At 33.3% G+C, this 21,153-nt stretch carries 23 protein-coding genes; 1 reads left to right on the forward strand and 22 read right to left on the reverse strand.

The annotated features are described in order from the left end of the window. Positions 1-3 precede the first annotated feature (3 nt). The 21 genes from ACKI4K_RS02745 to ACKI4K_RS02845 form a co-directional block, all read right to left on the reverse strand. Positions 4-1,179 (reverse strand): hypothetical protein, encoded by a 1,176-nt coding sequence (locus ACKI4K_RS02745; RefSeq protein ID WP_407422047.1) that lies wholly within the window; start codon positions 1,177-1,179, stop codon positions 4-6. Positions 1,180-1,185: 6 nt separating this feature from the next. Further along, the gene (locus ACKI4K_RS02750; protein ID WP_407422049.1) at positions 1,186-3,003 is read right to left on the reverse strand and encodes a DUF1565 domain-containing protein; all 1,818 of its coding nucleotides are present in this window, start codon (positions 3,001-3,003) and stop codon (positions 1,186-1,188) included. A gap of 260 nt (positions 3,004-3,263) precedes the next feature. Continuing rightward, positions 3,264-4,415 carry a baseplate J/gp47 family protein gene (locus ACKI4K_RS02755; RefSeq protein ID WP_407422051.1) on the reverse strand — a complete coding sequence of 384 codons (1,152 nt, stop codon included), beginning with the start codon at positions 4,413-4,415 and terminating at the stop codon, positions 3,264-3,266. After that, entirely contained in the window at positions 4,412-4,846 is a 435-nt protein-coding gene (locus ACKI4K_RS02760) for a hypothetical protein (protein ID WP_407422053.1), read from the reverse strand. The genes ACKI4K_RS02755 and ACKI4K_RS02760 overlap by 4 nt, the downstream gene beginning before the upstream one ends. Positions 4,847-4,875: 29 nt before the next feature. Beyond that, positions 4,876-7,335, reverse strand: a complete 2,460-nt coding sequence (locus tag ACKI4K_RS02765; protein WP_407422055.1) for a hypothetical protein — start codon at positions 7,333-7,335, stop codon at positions 4,876-4,878. A gap of 5 nt (positions 7,336-7,340) precedes the next feature. Continuing rightward, the gene (locus ACKI4K_RS02770) at positions 7,341-8,477 is read right to left on the reverse strand and encodes a hypothetical protein (RefSeq protein ID WP_407422057.1); all 1,137 of its coding nucleotides are present in this window, start codon (positions 8,475-8,477) and stop codon (positions 7,341-7,343) included. A gap of 19 nt (positions 8,478-8,496) precedes the next feature. Then, positions 8,497-9,582 carry a hypothetical protein gene (locus ACKI4K_RS02775; RefSeq protein WP_407422059.1) on the reverse strand — a complete coding sequence of 362 codons (1,086 nt, stop codon included), beginning with the start codon at positions 9,580-9,582 and terminating at the stop codon, positions 8,497-8,499. Then, the gene (locus ACKI4K_RS02780) at positions 9,583-10,200 is read right to left on the reverse strand and encodes a hypothetical protein (protein ID WP_407422061.1); all 618 of its coding nucleotides are present in this window, start codon (positions 10,198-10,200) and stop codon (positions 9,583-9,585) included. It abuts the gene before it with no gap. A 1-nt stretch (position 10,201) separates the two neighbouring features. Continuing rightward, positions 10,202-12,853 carry a hypothetical protein gene (locus ACKI4K_RS02785; protein ID WP_407422063.1) on the reverse strand — a complete coding sequence of 884 codons (2,652 nt, stop codon included), beginning with the start codon at positions 12,851-12,853 and terminating at the stop codon, positions 10,202-10,204. A gap of 188 nt (positions 12,854-13,041) precedes the next feature. Further along, a complete protein-coding gene (locus tag ACKI4K_RS02790) occupies positions 13,042-13,779 on the reverse strand; it encodes a hypothetical protein (protein ID WP_407422065.1) in 738 nt (245 codons plus the stop codon). Positions 13,780-13,915: 136 nt separating this feature from the next. Beyond that, a complete protein-coding gene (locus ACKI4K_RS02795) occupies positions 13,916-14,305 on the reverse strand; it encodes a hypothetical protein (protein WP_407422067.1) in 390 nt (129 codons plus the stop codon). A gap of 12 nt (positions 14,306-14,317) precedes the next feature. After that, a complete protein-coding gene (locus tag ACKI4K_RS02800) occupies positions 14,318-15,484 on the reverse strand; it encodes a hypothetical protein (protein ID WP_407422069.1) in 1,167 nt (388 codons plus the stop codon). 4 nt (positions 15,485-15,488) lie between these two features. Further along, positions 15,489-15,701, reverse strand: a complete 213-nt coding sequence (locus ACKI4K_RS02805) for a hypothetical protein (protein ID WP_407422071.1) — start codon at positions 15,699-15,701, stop codon at positions 15,489-15,491. Further along, positions 15,698-16,312: a hypothetical protein gene (locus tag ACKI4K_RS02810; RefSeq protein ID WP_407422073.1), complete on the reverse strand. Its 615-nt coding sequence runs from the start codon at positions 16,310-16,312 to the stop codon at positions 15,698-15,700. Before ACKI4K_RS02810 ends, ACKI4K_RS02805 begins: the two co-directional genes overlap by 4 nt. A gap of 21 nt (positions 16,313-16,333) precedes the next feature. Further along, positions 16,334-16,684 (reverse strand): HK97 gp10 family phage protein, encoded by a 351-nt coding sequence (locus tag ACKI4K_RS02815; RefSeq protein ID WP_407422075.1) that lies wholly within the window; start codon positions 16,682-16,684, stop codon positions 16,334-16,336. After that, positions 16,685-17,029 (reverse strand): hypothetical protein, encoded by a 345-nt coding sequence (locus ACKI4K_RS02820; protein ID WP_407422077.1) that lies wholly within the window; start codon positions 17,027-17,029, stop codon positions 16,685-16,687. Between the two features lies 1 nt (position 17,030). Next, the gene (locus tag ACKI4K_RS02825; RefSeq protein WP_407422079.1) at positions 17,031-17,531 is read right to left on the reverse strand and encodes a hypothetical protein; all 501 of its coding nucleotides are present in this window, start codon (positions 17,529-17,531) and stop codon (positions 17,031-17,033) included. Positions 17,532-17,591: 60 nt separating this feature from the next. After that, the gene (locus ACKI4K_RS02830) at positions 17,592-17,969 is read right to left on the reverse strand and encodes a hypothetical protein (protein WP_407422081.1); all 378 of its coding nucleotides are present in this window, start codon (positions 17,967-17,969) and stop codon (positions 17,592-17,594) included. Positions 17,970-18,021: 52 nt separating this feature from the next. Continuing rightward, positions 18,022-18,969 (reverse strand): DUF5309 family protein, encoded by a 948-nt coding sequence (locus ACKI4K_RS02835; protein ID WP_407422083.1) that lies wholly within the window; start codon positions 18,967-18,969, stop codon positions 18,022-18,024. A 20-nt stretch (positions 18,970-18,989) separates the two neighbouring features. Continuing rightward, a complete protein-coding gene (locus ACKI4K_RS02840; RefSeq protein ID WP_407422085.1) occupies positions 18,990-19,307 on the reverse strand; it encodes a hypothetical protein in 318 nt (105 codons plus the stop codon). Positions 19,308-19,455: 148 nt separating this feature from the next. Further along, complete coding sequence (locus ACKI4K_RS02845; protein WP_407422087.1) at positions 19,456-20,067, reverse strand: hypothetical protein; 612 nt, start codon at positions 20,065-20,067, stop codon at positions 19,456-19,458. A 394-nt stretch (positions 20,068-20,461) separates the two neighbouring features. Here ACKI4K_RS02845 and ACKI4K_RS02850 point away from each other — a divergent pair, with 394 nt between their 5' ends. Continuing rightward, a complete protein-coding gene (locus ACKI4K_RS02850; RefSeq protein WP_407422089.1) occupies positions 20,462-20,584 on the forward strand; it encodes a hypothetical protein in 123 nt (40 codons plus the stop codon). Here ACKI4K_RS02850 and ACKI4K_RS02855 read toward each other — a convergent pair. After that, positions 20,573-21,085: a hypothetical protein gene (locus ACKI4K_RS02855; RefSeq protein WP_407422091.1), complete on the reverse strand. Its 513-nt coding sequence runs from the start codon at positions 21,083-21,085 to the stop codon at positions 20,573-20,575. The genes ACKI4K_RS02850 and ACKI4K_RS02855 overlap by 12 nt on opposite strands. Positions 21,086-21,153 lie beyond the last annotated feature (68 nt).

The following is a 21,153-nucleotide window of genomic DNA, read 5'->3' on the forward strand; positions in this document are numbered from 1 at the left end:
AACTCATGGATTTATGAAAAAAGTAACATTTAATACTAAAACATCAGAAAAAGCTGTTCCTGCAATAAAATCAGTAGGGTCTCTTAAATCTTTAAAAGTAATGTCTCCATTAGCTTTAACAGTACATGTCCATAATTTAACACTATCCTTACATTGCGCTACAAAAGATACATTACGAGGAGGCCTACATCCTTCAGGAAGGGCTCCAATGATTAATTCTTCATTTGCAGCAGGATTCGCATTAAGAACAGGTAAACCAGTTATTTGAACAGTTTTATATACTTTCCTGTATTGCACTTTATTACTTGAATCAAAATTGTAGAAGTTACCAGTTAAAGTCAGATCTGTCCAATCACTGTCAGCAATATCCCCTTTTACTACAAGTTCCTTATCCTCAGATACAACCTCATCACCTTCAAAATCATAACAGAGTCTCTCAGTACCGTTACCATCATTACCATATATAAGAGAACCATTTAATGCATAAACGACAGACTCACCCAGAGCATAATCATATTCTTCGCCAACTAAATCTATGCCAGTAATAGTACATACATTCTTTACATGAATAACATGATTTAAAACTCGCAGATAAGTATTAGTATCCACTGTACCATCATTTTTCAACAAACCACTTGTCTGTGATTTTTGAACATAATCAGACAATGTTGCATCAATCACTTTGTTTTGAACAGGATTTTCTGATTCGGAAGATAATGCAGAATCAACAGTTATTAGGGTGCTTGGATTCCATCCAGTAGCAATACCAAATGTCCTCCAGGTTCCGTTATCATCCCCCCAGTATTCATTATCATATTCCGCACCAATATAACCTTCATTTTTCATATCCGTGTAATCATAACAATCTTCATCCATCTCTACAATATACTCATCGTTACTATCTAACCATGCCGGACACATCCAAAAATTATAACCTGGATTGTTACCTTTTGCTTGTAGTTGTATTCCAAGACTAATTGCATATTTATCAATTTTTATGAATTTTGCATGCACATAATCATAATATGCATTTACAAGAATCCACATCTCTTCATATACTACTTCATTTTCTGTTTTTCTGATAATTGCAAAATTATACTTCCTTTCTGTGAATGTATCGTAATCATCACCATACATTGCTTTTTTGACTTCTTCTGAAGTTTCAAACAATTCTGTCATGTTTTTTCACCTTATATAATCATTTACAGTTGTACATGTCAAAATTGAATTTTCATATGAGATTGTTACAACTGCATTGAGTATTTCTTCCCATAGTTCATCTGAAATTATTCCACTTTCAATAGTTTCTTGTGAGATTTCAATTGATTCACATGAGAGAATTCCATTTTCATATTCAAGATTGTAAATCACATTGTTGAATGAAGAACTATCTTCAATTGTTTCAAGTGAATATGAAAGAATATGATCGTCATATGTGAGATTGTTCACAAGTGAAAATATTCCAAGGCTATTGAGATATTCAATCAATGATTCAAAATCATAGTCTCCAACAGTGACTTTAATGCTGCTTTCTCTAATACGCCCTTCATTGTTTTCATAATCTACTTTGAATATGTAGATTCCGGTTTCCTTAAGTGAAGAATATTCAAATTCTCCATTCTCATTTGTTGAAAGAGTTTCAATGAATATATCATTACAATATAAATCAATGTCTGCATTTGCAACAAATCCATTTTTATCTGTGAGTACCCCAGATAATTCTATTTCTTCTGTTGCCCTGTAGATTTTCTTTGTTGAGTTTAGTGTTAATTTTTCCGCAAGAATATCCACAATCAATGGAATATCCCCTACATTAACGAATTCGTCATTAATAACCTCTGTTGAAATATTTCCATATTTAAGAGTGATGTTCTGAATACTGAGTGATTTCTTTTTAGTTAATCTAAAATATTCACCGGCATTATTATTTATGAGATTTACATTCCCACAACCAATTAGCACTGCTGATCTTGGAACATTCATCCTCTGTGTGATAGAATAATTTCCACTTGCACATGCAATCAGATTCGCATTTGTTTGAACTGATTGTAATGCTTTAGTAATCGTTTTGAATGGGGTGTTTATTGTCATTCCATCATTATTATTTGAACCAATTGGACTTACATACCAATCTGCATCACTGCAACCTCTTACTCTGATGTAAACTGTTTCATCACTTATAATCTCTTGAGATTTGTTTAAACAAATTACATTGATTGCAAGTTCACCGCTAGTGTTTAAATACTTTTTTGGAATAATGAACTGATTTTCCGTTAGGTCTGTTGCAATGATTGTATCTTGAATTTTAATAGTGTATGTATAATCTTCTTCGATTTCTTTTCCAAATGCGTCTAAAATTTTGAAACTAATCATTAAATCATTATTTACAGTAGGCATGTTGGTTTCAGGAGTTATAAACAAGAATTTTCCACCAACTTGCTCATAACTACAAAATGTGTCTTTATGCTCCCATGGTTCTGGAATCCAATCGGGATTATACAAACCCGTTTCCTCATCAATATGTTTTGATTCATCGAAAAATTTTAATATTAATTTTTCTCTGTTTTCCATTGTGGCATCGATACCATAAAGTTTCCATATTTCCAAAATTGGAGCTGGAGTAGTATGAAGCTTTTCTGCATAAGTGATTATTCTTTTCATGTAATGATAATCATCTTCTGTTTTTTGATTGTTATATGGGGGTTCTGTTGCAGGATACAAATTCGGAGAAAGACCCGTCAAATATTCTTTTCTAGGAATATCATGTAAAGCCCCAATTTCATCGAGACTAATATCATGGTCAAAAATATCTCCTTTTTGAGTATCATTTTCAGGATATCCTTTCTCAATGATATGCTCCGTCCATGTTTCAACATATAAACGAAAAGAGTCTGGAGGAATCACAACATCCTCAGCATAACCGTCATCTAATGTACTATGACTATAAGAATACTCAAAGGTATCAACAAAATCATCCTCCTCAAATGACTCTGTGTATATCATTTCATCATTTTTATAGATAGTTACATTTTTTAAATTAGGAAAATTAGCTTGAAAATGAATAATATAATTATAAGAACTATTTTGCTCCCGAAAAATAAATACTCTCTTGTCCAATTTTAAACTTTCAGTAATATCAAATAAGGATTGATACAAATCACGAAACATCTCAGAAGTAACATATTGAGATTTATAAAAATTACTATTTTCATCCTTATTAAAAAGAGATGGGAACATACTTAGTAATGTTTTTAAAACAGTCATCATATCATCTCAATTGTAATATTGTTACTAACACCTACTTCTTCATCAGATATCTTCACATAACCTGTAGGATAAGTAAAATCGATATTTTTCAGTTCTGGAACTTCAATATCTAAAAAAACAGCCAATTTGTGAGGAATAAAATCCTCACCAAGATACAACCCAGGATACCATCGACCATTGTTCATATAACCCCCATCAATGAAAGTTTTAATACATGATATTAATCTTGCTTTAATGTTTTCTTTCTCAATTTCACTGTAAGGATTGATTTGATCTATATCCACATTAACAACTGCATAAATATCAATTGTTTTCTTATCAGCAGCACACATTACAATGTCTTGACTTGTTTGAGAAACTTTATTTTGTAAATCATCATATGCTCGATTTAACTGTTCCGGTGTTCCAGGATCCATTATTACTTTTACTGTACCTGACCCATCCCAATTAGGAACAAGATTATAAGAGTCAAGTCCATCGAAATTAGCAAGATACTCTTCAAAAGCTTCATTAGAACCTTTTATTTCAATTTTTCTATGGTTCATAATTAAGTAACGATATTCATCATCAGTGTAAGCTTCTCTACCACTAGTGCTTGGCTTATTATTTGTAACACTTAAATTATACTCTAATTCTGAAACAATCTTAGAAATGCTGTGTTCAATAATATTACTACTCACACCACCGATTACTGCTCTAGCGGATACAGTAGTTTCAGTTTCACCAGTAGCAATGAAAATATCCTCAATAGTTTTATACTGAATAAGTCCATTAGTTGTAGAAACAATTATCCCCGCAGGAATTTCAACATCTTCATCAATAGGGTCTTTTAATGCAAATGTGCAATCTACTTCAGCATGGATAGCCGCAGGTCTCTTTATTCCAGCAATTTTACCAATATCCTCTAAATCAAACCCTCCCGCATATTCCACTTTTGCAGATTCATAAGTTGGAGTTAAACCATATTTGTAAAATAATGCCCCAAGAAATGACATTACTGATTTATCCATCACATAATAGTTTGAAATATCTTCGTGATTATTGATATATGACATGAATTCATCTGCATGGCTGATTAAACCTTTTTCAAGACAATTATTCAAAGCTACTTCAAAAATTTCTTCATAACTCTTTTCTCTATAATTCATAATGCCACCTTACCTTTCACAGTTTCATCATTAATACTTGTAATGCTGAAAGAAACCCTATATGATTGAACATCATCTTCCACAATTTTTAACCAATTGACTGTTTTAATCCGTCTCATTTGATTTAAAGTTTCCATAAGACTAATTTCCATTTTATATCGTAATAATTTGTTTTTATTTCCTTTGATAAGATCATGAACACGACAACCAAAACCCTCATATGTAGGATTATTTTTTAATTCATTGTGCCTTGTCAATATTGCTATGATACAAGCATTTCGTAAAGAATCCAATCCAGTAATATTGACATAGTCTCCATTCTCCATAGCTAAATCATATTTCCCATATTCATTACTAACTAATTTAACATCTTCATTCAATGTTTTATTGAATTTATAATCAGAACTATCAGTATCTACCGGCAAAGTCATAATCCACATCCTTTTTATAATTCATTTTTTTAATTTGAAATTAATTGTTGAACTAACTCCATATTATCATAACCAATAATTTTCTTGTCTCTCCGTACTTGGCTGCCTGCCCATACAAAAACTTCTTTAAAATTCTTATCAAGAGCATCATCCATTGCTTGCTTGATTAACCTCCAAAACTCTTTCGCATCTTTTTCATATTGAACAAAACCACCAAAATAATGCAACCGATTCTCTCTAAATCCGAGTTTCTGACCTATCTCATAAGCGATATGGTGATGACTACGGTCTCTTTCTTTTGTCTCTGGAGATTGTGGTAATCCAGTTACCCAGTCGTAGTCTTCAATTTGCAATACATCAAGTTTGGCTGGATGATACGCATTTTTTAAGAAGTTAACCTCTTGCATCATTGCAGGTACACGGTCTGTATCTAATACGGATGGTGGGAAAAACAAAGCCATATATAATCCATTAGCATATTTATTTGATTTTACAACTTCACGGAGCTTATCACTATAACTACATAATTGTTGATTTAACCAATGCATTACACTTGCATCAAAATTTCCCCAAGCATTATTATATTCAGGAATATTCTCTCCAAATGTATTTGCATATTTTGTCCGAGTTGCATCATCATAAAAACAAGGAGGTTGATTAGGTTTATCATTTTCATTCCACCACCACCAAGCCTCACCCATCTGTAAAATTGGTTGCATATCATTCGCTACAACAATATCTAAACATGCTTCACTCACCATTTGCATATAAGGAGCTACTTCGTCATTACACGGGCTATAAAAAAATGTAGATGGAACCCAACCTGTAAGAGCATAATTGCCGTTGCAATCCCTTTGCCTCCAACTTATAGGACATTGCAAATTTTCCATAGATACAGACACTACAAGGTTAGGGCAGTCATTTGCTTTTAATTCTCTACTGTAACAATCTAACCATGCACGGAATGCACGATTCAAAGGGACATTCTTATCCAACACCATTTTCTCAGTACGAGTATGACCAAAGTTTCGTGCATCAATTTTATCTCCTGGAGTGCCACTTTTCTCATAGAAATGTGATGCTCCAATATAAAGGTCAAGCCATTCAGCGTAACCTAATTTTCGCATCTCTCGACAAACTCTTTTAGGGTTTAAATCATAAAAATCATCATAGCCTTCGCATAATCTATATGAGTGAGGTTCAAGAATTGCATGCTCATTACAAATTTTACCATTGGTAACTGAAATATTTGTAATTTTACAAGTAAAGTCTGCATTAGCCATAATTGTATATTCAGTTTTATTCTCAACAAAATTAGTGGGAACAATTACAAGCATTATGAATTTAATGTCATTTACAGATAAAGGTGTTTCTTCAGTGACTGTAATTGTTTCACCTTTTTCATTAATATATTCATTTCCAGGAAGTAAAGTTAAATTGTTGAAATCCAATCTTACATGCCCATTATTAATAAAACGATTCATTGTTAAATAATATACTGCACCGTTGTTTTTACCAATAGTTATACTCACAGGTTGATTGTTATTGTCTGCAAAGTCTTTACAACCAGTCATGGTGTAATCAAATTCTAATATTACATTAGTATAATCACTACGAGAACCATAACTGATGTAAGGATGTTGGATAGGATCTTGTGAATTCCAATATAACCCAATTAGGTCGTTTTTCGTACGGAATGTTCCAGTAACTGTTAAATCCCTGTAAGTTTGGCTTGTAACTGCTGCGCTTGATTCAAAGTTATTGTTGATTGTCCAACAGTCCCCACGGAACAATGTATATACATGGTCTTCTAATGTTTCTTTATAATCTTCAGTGGTTTCTAAGAGTTCTCTATAAGTCATATCACCAAGTGAATCACCAGTGTTTTTTAATTTCTCATCAACTTCTTTTTTAGTGTAAAAATCCCCATTTTCCATTTCAACAGGTAATGTTCCCATTTCAATGCTTGGATTCTTTGGTAATCTTAAATTTAAACCATTGGGGCCAAATTCAATCCAATAGAGATTCGGTTCTGTAATACTCATTAACTTAATATTACCTGCTTTAGCAGGAGTAAATCCTGTAACATCGGTATTCTGATAATATCCTAAAATAAGATTTTCATCACTATCATTATCATTAATCTGTAAAACACAAACATTATGCCTTGCACGTGGAATAATGCAGGGTTCTTGGAGACCTTCATCAAAACTTTCCTCATACTCAAGTGGGGTGTAGAAATCAATCATATCTCCACCAAATCGATGAAGAATTTTACATAAAACTGTTTTTTTAGTATCATCAAGTTTAACTTCCGCTTTATCCAAATACGGATAATATCTAGTAATTACACCAGTTCTTATACGCTCATTTTCAACAGCTGTTTTAACTGTTTCTTTAACTTGAGGTAGAATCGATTGTTTAACACCGTCTTTGAATGCTTGTCGGGTACGACCTTCAGTTACAGTGATATTTTTAAACCCAGTCATTTTATTTATTCCTCCACATCTTCATCTGACTCTTCATCTTCTTCTTCTGGTTCTTCTTCTTCAACACCAAAACTAGGGGGGTAATCCACAAGAGTTAAATTAGTAGTCCAATTACCTGAACTGTCTTCCTCATCAGAAGTACGGATAATATACATATAATCATCAATAAAAAAAGAAGGGAGAAATGTTCTCGCCCATAAACCAGTTTTCCAACTAAAATCACCATTAACTTTTAATTCCACTTGTCTAGCATCGTCACGACGAATTTTGTTCCAAACTCTTTGAAGATAGGCAATTGCATCTTCATATGATTTCACAAATTCATCAGGCATAACAGTAAACGGAATTTCTCCAAATCTTTTGATACTTATTTCATCTTTCAAAGATAATTCTTGACCTTGATAATTCATAATAATTTTATTTGGGGTTTGAGGATTCAAATCTGTAGTAGTGACACTATCAAAAATAACATTATCAAACTCATTGATTAACAATTTGGTTTCGGTTGGATCATGAATTTTATTAACATAAACTGTATCTTCTCTGAGATTGATTTCAACTTCACCATCCCAACCTGATACTGCTTTTTTCAATGCTTCTTTTAATGTTGAACTTGTGCCCCCCTCTGAATCATCACCCGAACCATCTTCAGAACCACTGAAAAAATTATTTATAACATCTTGAAAAGTACATCCTTTCTTCCCACAAGCATAGCTGATATACTGCTTATTTGCATCAAAGAAAGCTTTTGCCGTTTGACCTACAGCATCAATATTAGAGCCACTATAATTATCATCGTGAGCTCTGACCAATGGGGTATTTGCTAATCCATTACAAGTAATCCACTTATCGGTTGTTGCAGTTTCACTTGCAAATACAACTTTCATATGTTTGTAGTGATAGTATCCTCTTTTCAACCCATCTCTGAAGTCAACATACATTCCTGCATCAGAACCTCCAACAATAAAAACACCAACCATACCACTACTTGAACTGGATAATCCTTTTGATTGAACAGTATTCGGACCAACACCACCACTTGTAGCAGAATGTCCCTTTTTTTTCATTGCTTCCATTAATGCATTTATTCTTGAGTTTTCCCTACCATCAATATTATCTGCACAAACATAATAACTTGTCAATTTTTTTAACCCCCCCATTTTATCCAGGAATCTTTGTTCCAACTACTGAACCACTTGTGTTTCCTCTCCAAACTTCACCGAATGGTCTTGTGGTATGCTGTCCATCTGATGCTGCATTATCTGTGAAGTATGCTTTGCCTTTTATTGTAACTTTAACAATATAATGCTCAGGAACATGTAAAATAACTGCATTTAATCCACCTTTTATGAACATCGCACATAATACATTAGCCCCATCGGCACAATTCAAATGTGCATTCTTCCATGCCTCATCAAGGTTAGGGTGATGCACATCCCAATAATAACTGTAAAAAACATGATTCTTAAATGCCTTATCGATTGCTTTTGCTTTATCAAGAGGGTCTTTTTTTCCTTTAATAGCTTTATTAACTGCTTCATCAATACTGGCACTACCAGTTGATTCACCACTACCCTCTTCATCACTCCCACTACTTGATTTTGTACTGAAGTCAATCACATCATCAATTAATCCAGTTACATCAACTTTGGCTTTTAATCCTGCCGCTTCAATGATTGCTTTGACAACTTCACTTCTTTTAGTTTGTGTGAATTCTAAGTCTGCTTCAGCTTCTAATAGTTTATCCATTCCACTGATTTTGATATCAACTTTATCTTTATTCCATGTTAATTCAGTTATGAAACCAAGAATCGCAGTTTCCATATGTTCCCAATTGAGAATTCCATTTTGCCATGCTTTTTTTAAAGCAATTTTCTTCCCTTTAAAAAATAAATTTAGATATTCAATAGGTACACTCACACTGGAATTACTGCTAATATCTTTGTAATCACTTTCAAAACTATCACTAAACAATTCACCAACATAATCTATAGATAATATTTTTCCATTTTGTAAGACAAAATTCTTAGAAGGGTCAGTATTGCTAGAAGTAGTTGTTGTTTCTTCTTCATCTTCTTCTGTTTCTGAAGATGTTCCAAATGTAAAACCACTACTTTTACCAATATCACCTACCATATTGGCAGTTCCAGTCATATTCACATTACCAATAGCTGTGACATTAGGATCTTCGACGGGTTCTGTAACATATACTTCCAAACCTGCTTTAGAAAGTGAATTTTCAGCCATTTATGCACTTCCTTTATTTTTTTTAGCAATACTGTTAATTTTACTAATTCCATTTTTATCAAGTAAACTTTGTAATGTACTTTTATCAACCGTACCAGTTTTGACACCAGCCCATCCGGCAGTACTTGTTCCTCTAAGTTGTGATAACAAACTTGAAGTATTGCTGGTTGCATTCGCTTCTCCTTTTGTTTCAACTTCTCTTTTTGCAGGAACTGTGAACTCTTCGCCAGGGATTAAACTTTGACTATCTGGAACTTCTTTAATATTAATAGTTAATTTTAAATGGTCTAATTTATCATGCTCCGGTTTAATCACTACAACAGCATTAAACCGCCCTCCCAGTTCTGGAGAGATAACCTCAACTTGTTTACTCATCATTTCCTGAAAAATACTATTGTGTTCATCAGGCCTATCTGGATCAATAGGAACATGAGTAGTTATACTGAAATCTAATCCTACGTAAGCACCAGGAGTAACTTTTTGGGTTCCTCCAACAATACCATTAAAATTATATTCTCTTCTACGAAATGCCTCTCCCGGTGAAACATTTTCAATGAAAAAAGGAAAACCCATAATCTCTAAATTAGATCCTTCAGTCGGAATGTTATACATTGCCATTTCATACACCTCCAGCTCCTTCAGGGTTACTGAACAAATCTTCTAATGCATATGTTATTACACCTTGAGCTTCCTGTTTTGTCATGTTCCTCGCATCGACAGGAACAGCGTTTTCATGAACATGAATTATAGTTGTATTGTGATTAGATGGACTTGGAGTGTAATCTGAATTTTGTCTTATTACTCCTAATGTTCTAATGTCCATTTGTGGAGCATTAAAACCACGAAGAATATTTCCTGCGTAATCTCTAGCAGCACTATATACATACTTATTAGATTCACCTATACGGCCAGGAATATCTGCAAACTCAATAGCAATTTTCTTTTGAATAATACCTGGACTTGCAATATTCAAAGCATTCAATACAGCATCTTTAATATCATTACCAAAATTAGCGGCGGCTTGAACTGCATTTGAAACTGCACTATTAATCTTGTCAGGAATACTCATAAACTCATTATAAACAGTTTGTGCAAGACCAACAATACCATTCTTGACTGCATTCACAACTTGTGTTGCAAGACTTGTAGCAGCACTAACCGCAGCACCTGCAGCAGCAGCGATTCTTCCTGGTAATTGCATCATAAATTGTCCAACTCTACCAGGCAATTGTCGAATGTAATTAATAATACCATTCACTATTCTCATACCTGCATATCTAGCACGAACCGCAGCAACCGTTGCAAACATTACCAGTCTACCTACTGCAAGGTTTAAAAAGGACCATAATCTACCAGGTATTTGGCGAACATAATTAACAATACCACTTAATATTCTTGCTCCAATTTGCAATGCAATTTGACCTACCCTTGAACCGAAATTAGTCAATGCGGACCAAATTATAGTAATAACTTGTATGAAAGCATCTTGCCAAGACATACTTCCATCAGCCAATTGTGAGAATACTACACTAATCATCCACAATCCGTTCAATAATGGAGTTATCACATAAGAAACTGTTTGAAAACCTTGTTGTAATAAACCAAATACTTGCCCTGCAATGCTTCCTAATTGTCCAAAGACATCTATAATCATTCTTACAACATCAGGCCCTCCACTTCCTGCACCTTCACTTTTGAATAAGTTATTCCATGCTGCAGTTAACCATGAGAACACTGGTTGTAAAGCACTCATCAGATTATTGAATGCACCTTGAATCGCTGCTAATGTTCCTTGAACTTGAGGACTATTCATAAAAGCATCCCATAAACGCATTACTCCTGCTTTAATGGCATCTAACATTGTACTGAAATCTGTCCACCATCCAAGTGATTCACCTATTTGTTCAATAATAACAATTAATGCTGCAACGGCAGCTGCAATTGCAAGAATTGGCCATAATGTTGCAATTTCCGCAGCTGCCATTGACCAAAATCCAGCACTACTTGTCTCAGCAGCCACACCTTCAGCCTCTAAAACTGGGATATTACTAGCATGAGCAATTGCAGAACTTAACTCTGCTTCAGATAAACCCATTTGAGAAGCAATTGCAGTTAAATTTCCAGCATCCAATGCAGTTGTAGCAGCCTCTTGAGCTACAATAGCATCAGTTGCACCATACATGGCAGCCATATTTGCAACTTCAGATTCAGTTAAACCCGCTTCAGATAATGCAGCTGCCATTTGAGATTCAGCAAGTAATGAAGTAACACTTGTTTGAGCTTCAGTAACCCCCGTTGAAACAGCTGTTGTTGCAGTTAATGCTTCTTCAGCAGCTTGAGCACCAAAAAGAACCTCTTTAATCATCCCAAAAGTTTCAATCATACTATTTAAACCAGTGAAAGCAGTTCCAATAGTGCCAATACCAGTAACAACACCACTCAAAGCAGTGCCTACACCAACAATAGCCATAGAAAGACCACCACCAACACTAGTATCCCAAGCATTGAACCCTTTTAATATATCTTGAACATATGGTAAAAACACAGTCCCTAAATCCGCTTGTGCTTTTTCAATGTGGCCTTGGAATTCAGTCATAGCATTAGCAGCCGAATCAGCTTCACTTAACCCTGCAAATCCTTCGGCTTTTAATGCATCATTTAAAGCGTTAATTCTATCATAAACAGTAGCTTGGTCTTTTAATTTATCAACTTGATTAGTTAAAATACTTGAACGCTCTAATTCTGAAGTACTTCCACTCAAAATATATGATTTCATATCTTGTTGAGCTTCCATGGCATTTTTACCTTGCATTTCGCTTCCTGCAAGGTAATCAGCAATCGCATTCGCTCCTTCCTTAAGTTTATCATTACTCAAGTCAGTTTGTTTTGCAAGCGCTCCTGATAATATTACATTCATAAAAGTATCATCACCAGGAACTTGAGAAACAATATCTTGAATTTTCCCTTGCATTTCAATTGCTTTATCTTTAGCATCTTCCCCAAAAGCAGATATGAGATACAATTGAGAACTTTGTCTTTGTGTTGCAGCTTCCCACATACTAGTGGCCTGCTCCATAAGACTCATACCACCAAGAACTCCAGTAATTGCAGAGGATACCATATCAAAACTACTTGCAATACCACTAATTTTACCACGGATTCCGGATGCAGTATCTCCAATACCACTCACATTACGTTTAATGTTATTGGCAGTGCTGGAAACATTATCCACACCTTTGAAATACACCATTACTTCTTCATTAGTTGCCATTTTTACTTAACCTCTACAAATCATTACTTTTTTCTTTAATTTTCTGATATTCTCTCATTTCTTGCCTTATCTGTTCACTATATTTTAAAATAAGAAATCTCATATCAGGAGTGAATTTTTTCCGGATCACTTCACTCGGCATTATTCCAAAATCTTTACTGATTCTGAAATACACTTCCCCCATAAAACTAGTTACCAGTTGGAAAAAGTTTTGTATTACTGTACTCAGTGAGTCCAAGTTTGTTTTCTACTTTCATAAAAATAGATAATTTAGCATTGAATGGGAATTTCTCCCAGAATTTTTTACGTGCTTCAACATCTTGATTACTGTTAGGAAGTCTTAATTGATTAGCCAGTAACATGACTATAATCTCTTCTTGTTGTTCATTAGCTCTTTTTGCAATTTCTTTACTCATTTCATCAACTATTAATTGTTCTTCTGGAGATAATTCTTCACCTGCTTGTGATTTAGTATAAAGTTGAGTTTCTTCTTTTGTGAAATCCTTGAAAAGTTCAAGTTGCATGCCAATTCCTTTTACTGCACGGCTATTATCTAACGGAAGTATTTCAAAATTTAACTCATAAATTTTTCCGTCAAGTGGTAAATGCACTAGCAAGGTTTTCATTTCAGGACTATCCAAAATATCCAATAATTCCTGTTCAGTTTCAATAATTTGTATTGTTTTCTCAACAGAAGCCACAGTTTCAGAGGGTTTGTGTTTACGTATTGCTTTTCGATATTTCTGTAACGTTCTTTTAAGCAAACTGAACTCATCCTCAGATAGATCTTCATGTTCTATACATTTATCCACAACAATTTTTTCATCATCATCTAAATGTTCGTAAGGTAATTCTTTACATTCTAATGGAAATTGAGTTTTTAATAAGTGTTTTTCCATTTTTGCAGCTTTTTTATCTTTAGTCAATTTTAACATTCCTCCTTTTTTTTTGAAAAAGAATAATAAGAATAAAAAATTACGATTTCAATAAAAACGAAATCATAAAAAAAAAAATGTTTTAAAAAAATTCCCAAAAAAAATAAAAGAAACAAAAAAAATAATTTTAGTTTTGTTTCTTAAAACCTGTAGCACCAAACTTAATACTAAATGGTTTATTAGCAGTATCTTTACTTACTTCTGTTATGTATGCTCCGTAAAGTACATCATCTTCTATAAGATTTCCAGTATCTTCTTCAAAGTCATATGACGCGAGAGTGTCTTTTACTTTTTGTTCCCATAATTTTTTTACGGGTTTTCTTAATGCTGGGTCAATATCTGATGCTTCTGCTTCAATAGTTACTTTCCCGAATTGGGTGCCGTAAGGAGTGCTACTGTTACTTGCAGTTAAATCTTCACTATCTCTTTTAAAAGTTATCTTAAATGAATCACACGGAATCTCTAAATCTCCGAATAGTAACTGTGATTCTCCATAATAAATAGTTTCAACAGGCATAATGAACCTCCTCTATACTCCTGCCGCTTTAAGAGCAGGATTTTTAATTTTAACTCTTACATTAATTGCATGAGTACAATTAATACCGTGAATTTGACCAACTAATTCTGCATTGTATGGCTCAATATCAGATTCAACAAGTGTTAATTTGGTTCCCTCTCCAGTTTCGGCGTTAAATGGAATCATTCTTTCAGCTTCAACTTCAGCATCAATTTCAGCATCAACTTTTGTTTGTGCTTTAACAAGATAAGTCGCAGTTTCATTTGCTTTCACTTGAGTGAATATTGCTTTAAACACTTCTCTTAATAAATGGTCTGCATTGAATCTAGCATGGAAAAGACTATCAGCAGGTCTTGGGCTTGCAGCATAAGCAGTGCTTACTGCAAGGTTCATACGCGCAACAGCTAAATCAGCTACTATTTCATCAGCCCCAAATATGATACCTGCATTTTGCAATGCTACAATTTCTGCATCAGTTCTTTCTTTAAATTCCCCAACATTTACAGTGCGATATTCAAGGAATCCTGGTTCAATCCAGTATGGTGTGCAACAAAGCATTGCAACATGTTTACCAAATTTATCTGGTTCAACTATACCAATACGAGATTTTAAAATTCCTCCATTGGTTGGATTTAAAGCAATTAAGTTAGCATCAGTTTCCCCTGCTTTAGTGATAAATCCATTACGAAGATTTAAGTTAGCAGTCTCGGTGGCGATACTTGCATTAGCAGCCATAATAAAATCTGTGAAAGTATAATTATTATCGCTGATGTTTTCTGCTCCGTAATATACTTCAACTATAGCCTCTGGTTTACGTTTTGCAGTTGTTAATGCGGTTAACCAAACATCTTTACTAGTTCCTGCTCCTACGTCAATGACATAAATGTAAGGAATACCCACATCTTCAGCAGATTTTGGTTCAGCTTCCTCGAAGAACTCTTCTAAAACTGCAAGTAGAGGGTTGGAAGTTGTATCTGTTCCGATTCCACCATTTGCGATACTTCTGCAAACTTCATTATAATGTTTGAACTTGAGTACTTGAGTACCATCTACTTTATAACCAGTTGCAGCAGTATTTCCAGTTTTACCAATAAAAACAGGGATTTTACCGCCGGTTCCTTCTAGCTCAAATTCAGTAGTTTCATCAAAATATACTCCAGGTCTTTTTGAATCAGGCATAATTTTAGGCCTCCATTATTTTGTTAAATTCGGTTAAAGTTATTGAAGGCTCAATGTCAAAAATGCCTTCTTCTTCAACTTCTTTTTCATATTGTTGTAATAAACCTGCATGAGAAAGATTCAGGACTATTAATGGGTAATGTAAATCTGAATTTTTCACTAATTCCACTAATGTGAATTTTTCTTCAGAGGTTTCTTTTTTCTTAGTTTTTGTCATAATAATTCCTCATTAACTATCAGATTGCCAATTTCATGGCCTCCAACGTTATAACATTTATAATAATTCATTCCAACTTTAATTATTGTTCTAAGCACTGGTTTAACTAAATCTAATTCATCCATGTCTTGTTCTCCAGTTATCGCAAATGTGCGCTTAATGATTTGATTTTGTTTAAACCAACTACAATAATCATAATCATTTGGATATGGACATTGACATTTAGCAGTACGACCATTTGTAACATTCCTTGTTGCACACTCCTTTTCCAGAAAAGTACAATCCCCATCATCATACCTAGCGCATGTCGTATAATGATTAGCTAATGCTTGAAAGATACGAGTCTCTACTTGATTCACTAAAGAGTTTCTTTGCTCTTCTGTATCACACCATATATTGATCCATACTTCCGCATTATTTTTCAACTCAATAATCTCATTTGCATTAGGTATTCTTTTTCCAGAGATGTAAACCTCTGAAGCTTGTTGAATAGTAATGCAGGGAGTTTCATCTTGAGATGTTAATCTACGAATCAAAGGAAGTACAATTTCATTATCATAATAAATTGAATTTTTCAATAAATTCCAAATTGCTTTTTCCATAGGAAACATAAAATTTATTCCTCCATTTTTTTAATAAATTCCTTGAGAAATCAGTACATCTCGAAGATTAAGTTCAAATAATCTTTTACTTTTTACTTCCATGATGGTTCGAGTTACAAATGGATTCGCTGATTGTCTACTGGTTCCATATTGAACATAACCCCAATAGTTTACTCCAGTAAGGCAAACTACACACATGCTAGGATGTGAAGCACCAATACTTCTTCGGAGAGTTCCTGTCCTTACAGGTGCTTCTTTTTGACAAATAGAATCTGCTTCAGCAACCATTCGTTTTAAAGCACTGTCAATAATTTGATTCCAGTTACCATTAGTTATTTTTTCAAATTTTGAACCAAAATCAACTTCTATTTCCAGAACCATTTAGACAGCACCTTCTTTGCGATGTTTTTTAATGGTTACTTTAGTGTATTCTAATAAATGATTCCATTTTTCCGGTGTTCCCACTATTTCAAAAGTTCCCAAATCTGGGATTTTAATTAAATCAGTTGATTCAATAGGAATATCCTTTGATAGGTACATTTTATATGAATCCTGTTCTATTCTCCCGAATACTTTTTGACTTGATTCAGGAGTTAATGGTTGTAGATCCACTTCAAAAGTACCTTTACAAACATATTCAAATTTTTTACCGTATTCATCATATTCTCCAGTAGGGCTGTATGAATATAATTGAATAGTGGTGTTATTAAAAAAGGAGGGAATCATTTTAAATCATTCTCGCATAAGTGTTAAACATGCTCTTTAAATTATCCAAGTTTTTCTGTATTAAAGCACCTTTACCTATACTTGTATCAAGGTTTATACTGACATCTCCTTCACGAATACTTGAAGCATTCTTTGCCCAACCAGAATCATTTTCATATTCCAGCATATCTTCCACTAAAGGTTCAATATACAAGGAATAATCATTTTCAGTTAAACAAGCTGTATACTCCAACGTCAAAAAACCAGTATAATGTTGTCGGAAGTAAATTAAACCAGCTTGATTATCAACAGTAAACTCAGAAATAGGTTTATTGTCAATAGTCAAATTAGTTACTTCTTTTATTGGGAACATGTTCACATGTAAAGTTTCACCATCAAATTTTTCAAATTGAGTAAAATTAGTCGGCAGTATTGGAACACCAATATATGCACTTATTTTTTTAATAATTAAAGCTCTTGAGTTATCTAATTCATCATGATTAGTTGTTTCTTCTTCTGACATTTTTTACTATCCCTCCCACTTAAAATAAATAAGTGAAATTCAAAAAAGTAAAAAAGTCACTTATTCTGGGAATGCAGTATTAGAAATTTTTACATACATTCCAGTAGCACCTGTTCCTGCACCAGCGTATAATTGATAAACAGTTTCACCGTCAGGTTCAGCAGTATCAACAACATAGAATTTTTGACCTACAAAACTTTGGTCTGTACTGTTACTGGTTACTTTGACTTGAATATATCCTGAAGTAGTTACACCAGTTGTTTTAACAGTACCTCGGCCTAATTCAGTAGTGCATGCTGATTCTCCATAACTGATGAAATGATATTTTTTGATTGGTGCAGGTTCATCTTCATTGTCAATTGCAATAAACCAATCTTTTAATTCTTTAAGACATGGGCAGGAATCTAATGCTGCTAATTGCTTTTTAGTTAATGCCATCGTTAATCAGCTCCATTAAATTTAATAAAAATAAAATCAAAATGGAGAATGTTTATTCTCCAGGACCAATACCAGTAATCATACCATTTTTGAACTCACCGTTCATTAACATGGTTAAGAATGCTGCGATAACATTTTTGTAAGCGAGTTTGTTGACTGGTAAATCAGTGATTAATGTAGGTGGCATTAATCTACGTACTTCTAAAGTTTCAGAATCAAGAATAGCTAATTTATCTCCACCAGCAACATCATAGTTTGATTCTACGAGAATAGGTATTTCAGTACCATCCATAGATTCATAACTAGTGACACGGTGACCTAAACCTATGTCAATTTTGTCATTGTAACGTCTGTAAGGAGCAACAATCTTTTTTAATTGTTTAGCAACACCATAAGACGCAACCATAACATCCGGATTACCATTATTGTTATGAATGTCTTCTAACATGTCATCAATAATATCTTCAGTGATAGGTTCACCATTTAAGTTTTCAGTATTTGTGGTAACATGTCTAGTTACACCTTTGAAATCTTTTTTAGCACTAGTACCGAAACCTTCGATGATTGCAGCATCAGTTTTAGTGTTTACTTCAATGAACTTTTGGTCTTGTCTTCTTTTGAGAATATCAACATAATGATTTCCCATTTGAGACATCATACTGACTTCGATTGGTGCTGCAATTGTTTTCATTTTTTCAGTGATTTCATCAATGGATTCTGCATTTGAATCTGGAAGATCTTCTAATTCATCAATCCATTTTGTGTCTTCTTCACCAGGATTTTCTTTAAAGTAACCAACAATAGCTGCTTTATTATCAAACACTTGACCTTTTGATTCTAAGAACCTAAGTAAAGGTGCTCTTTCAAAAGTTTTAGTTTGTAACTTATCAGAATATTCAATTTGCATTGCATTTGGATAATCTGACACTTGTTGGAATGTTTTTTGTAATTCTTGAATTTCAGCAGAATTAGTTGCTACTTTAGAAATAATTTCTTGCATACTCATTTCTTCAGACATATCTATTCACCTAAATTATTTAATACTGCACCCATTATTGGATTAACAGTTCTTTGTCTTTTCATTAAGATTTTTGCGGTTTCTTCAGTGGAATAAGTTTTAGTAAGTTCTTCTTTTTGTTTATTGTTAAGAAGGTCTTCTTGTTTTTGTAAATCCACTCCACTTTGTGGGTTGCGATTATTATCAATATTTTTAAAGAATTGTTTTTTGAAATCTGTCATTTCCTCTTGTACAGCTTTGGCAATGACTGGCCCTAAGTCTTCAGGGTTAAATGATTTTTCAACACTTTCACCAGTTTCTCCTTGTTCTTCAGGGTTCATTGCTTCTTGAACAAGATTTTTAATTTCTGAACGGACTTCTTTAACAACTGCATCAACAATGCCTTGTTGTTTTTCAGCCCATAATTCATCAACAATGTTTTTAATTTTAGAGTCTAAATCCTCTTCGTGAGGTTTATTTTCTTCTTGATTATTTTTTTTCTTCTTCAGACATAGTAATCTCCTCTTCTCGAGTTTTTTTAAAATTTTTAGATAGTTCCTGGCAAATGCCTCCGAGACAAGTGCCTTGCACTACTCCTTTTTGAGTTGTGACTGTGCCTAATGTCTCAAGGTTAGCGGGCATTGCAGTTAAACTAATTTCACGTAGATACACATCAGATATGTCCAAACCATTACTTTTATTGAGTTTATACTTTGTAGCAGCACCACCAACACTGAATCCAAGATTCACACCGATATCAATCATTTCCTTAATATCCTGTGCATACTTAGATAGTACAGTAGCACCGATTCGGAGCTTATCATCATCCGTTTCATCAACTTTGTTGACAGCTCCAAGTAATCCTTTGAAAAGGAATGGTTCATGGTCTCCATGAAGATTTTTACCCATGGCCAATATTTGTTTCTTCATGGAATCAATAGCTGATGGTAACATCACATCGCCTTGCAAGTCTTTATTGATTGTACTTGCAATTCCTTCTATGTCCAATGATCCATTCTCATTGAGCTGATACTTCACATCTTCTAAAGTATTATTTTTCTGCAATGGAACATACCATTGGAATTCTTTTTTAGTTTCCATTCTTAATTCAGCCTTTTTTAGTAAATTCTTTTAAATTGGGTTGTGAGATGAGGAGTCCTTAAATCCTCTAAAAAAGTATTTTTATTCTATCTCACATTACGACAAAAAAATATAATTTAAAAAAAAAGTTTTTTATGAGTAACCCCTCATTATTATGAGGAGTTACTAAAAAATTGTCTTTTTACACAAAAGGAGGTAACAAAAAAGACTTTTTTTATATGGTAAGCTAAGCTATTTTTTTACCCAGGAAATAAATGGGGTGATTTGATGGAACAGTTTAACCACTTATTCCAGGTGGAAAACAAGTTTTAAAGTAGCGAAATGACTATGATAAAAAAATGTAAAAATCATTTATAAATGTTTAGAATAAAAAGTATAAAATGGAGGTGAAATATTGAGTGAAGACAAAAAAGAAGACTCAAAAAATCCTTACCCCTTAAAAGAAGATGGAAAAGTATATGTCGAAAAGGGTGCTACCAAACATAAAAACTTAGAAAATAAAACACTAGATGAATAATTCAAATAAAAAACAAACAAAGAAAATGAAACTTAAGCATCCACCATAAATTAAAAAATTAAAACCTTTTTTTGCGATGCTTGTTTTATTTTCTATTATTTCTTCATTTTCATTCACACAATCCCCATATAATGCAATCATATCTTTAACAATCGTATGTTCAGATTCATCGTTTGAACCTTCATTCATTAAAAAAGAAGGTTTTGGAGTTGCAGAAAACTTTTTAAAATAATGAGCTTTGATAAAAAAACCAATAGATACCAAATATAATACTAATGATATAATAAAAAGAACAATGATAAAAATATTTAATTTATCCATATTGGATAAAATATTTGTGAATAATGACCCTTGTATTGTAAAAATCATTATTAATACAGCAATCATCGAACTAATTTTAGAGTCAACAGTCTGAAATCTTCTTTCTTCCTCATCATATCTATGTTGGATATGAGTTAAAATTTCTCTATCCCTTTTTAATGTTTCGTCATCAGTTGGCATGGTTTTTTCACCTTTTAAAATTAGTTTTAAATATTAATACCTTTTTTGAACTTTAAGTCGGAGGCCAA

The sequence above is a fragment of the Methanobrevibacter sp. genome (assembly GCF_045644645.1).
Lineage (GTDB): Archaea > Methanobacteriota > Methanobacteria > Methanobacteriales > Methanobacteriaceae > Methanocatella.

Excerpts from the sequence above, each read along its gene's own strand:
- ACKI4K_RS02745 (WP_407422047.1), bottom strand. The coding sequence starts at position 1,179 with ATGACAGAATTGTTTGAAACTTCAGAAGAAGTCAAAAAAGCAATGTAT.
- ACKI4K_RS02750 (WP_407422049.1), bottom strand. The coding sequence starts at position 3,003 with ATGATATACACAGAGTCATTTGAGGAGGATGATTTTGTTGATACCTTT.
- ACKI4K_RS02755 (WP_407422051.1), bottom strand. The coding sequence starts at position 4,415 with ATGAATTATAGAGAAAAGAGTTATGAAGAAATTTTTGAAGTAGCTTTG.
- ACKI4K_RS02760 (WP_407422053.1), bottom strand. The coding sequence starts at position 4,846 with ATGACTTTGCCGGTAGATACTGATAGTTCTGATTATAAATTCAATAAA.
- ACKI4K_RS02765 (WP_407422055.1), bottom strand. The coding sequence starts at position 7,335 with ATGACTGGGTTTAAAAATATCACTGTAACTGAAGGTCGTACCCGACAA.
- ACKI4K_RS02775 (WP_407422059.1), bottom strand. The coding sequence starts at position 9,582 with ATGGCTGAAAATTCACTTTCTAAAGCAGGTTTGGAAGTATATGTTACA.
- ACKI4K_RS02780 (WP_407422061.1), bottom strand. The coding sequence starts at position 10,200 with ATGGCAATGTATAACATTCCGACTGAAGGATCTAATTTAGAGATTATG.
- ACKI4K_RS02785 (WP_407422063.1), bottom strand. The coding sequence starts at position 12,853 with ATGGCAACTAATGAAGAAGTAATGGTGTATTTCAAAGGTGTGGATAAT.
- ACKI4K_RS02795 (WP_407422067.1), bottom strand. The coding sequence starts at position 14,305 with ATGCCTGTTGAAACTATTTATTATGGAGAATCACAGTTACTATTCGGA.
- ACKI4K_RS02800 (WP_407422069.1), bottom strand. The coding sequence starts at position 15,484 with ATGCCTGATTCAAAAAGACCTGGAGTATATTTTGATGAAACTACTGAA.
- ACKI4K_RS02805 (WP_407422071.1), bottom strand. The coding sequence starts at position 15,701 with ATGACAAAAACTAAGAAAAAAGAAACCTCTGAAGAAAAATTCACATTA.
- ACKI4K_RS02810 (WP_407422073.1), bottom strand. The coding sequence starts at position 16,312 with ATGTTTCCTATGGAAAAAGCAATTTGGAATTTATTGAAAAATTCAATT.
- ACKI4K_RS02815 (WP_407422075.1), bottom strand. The coding sequence starts at position 16,684 with ATGGTTCTGGAAATAGAAGTTGATTTTGGTTCAAAATTTGAAAAAATA.
- ACKI4K_RS02820 (WP_407422077.1), bottom strand. The coding sequence starts at position 17,029 with ATGATTCCCTCCTTTTTTAATAACACCACTATTCAATTATATTCATAC.
- ACKI4K_RS02825 (WP_407422079.1), bottom strand. The coding sequence starts at position 17,531 with ATGTCAGAAGAAGAAACAACTAATCATGATGAATTAGATAACTCAAGA.
- ACKI4K_RS02830 (WP_407422081.1), bottom strand. The coding sequence starts at position 17,969 with ATGGCATTAACTAAAAAGCAATTAGCAGCATTAGATTCCTGCCCATGT.
- ACKI4K_RS02835 (WP_407422083.1), bottom strand. The coding sequence starts at position 18,969 with ATGCAAGAAATTATTTCTAAAGTAGCAACTAATTCTGCTGAAATTCAA.
- ACKI4K_RS02840 (WP_407422085.1), bottom strand. The coding sequence starts at position 19,307 with ATGAACCCTGAAGAACAAGGAGAAACTGGTGAAAGTGTTGAAAAATCA.
- ACKI4K_RS02845 (WP_407422087.1), bottom strand. The coding sequence starts at position 20,067 with ATGGAAACTAAAAAAGAATTCCAATGGTATGTTCCATTGCAGAAAAAT.
- ACKI4K_RS02855 (WP_407422091.1), bottom strand. The coding sequence starts at position 21,085 with ATGCCAACTGATGACGAAACATTAAAAAGGGATAGAGAAATTTTAACT.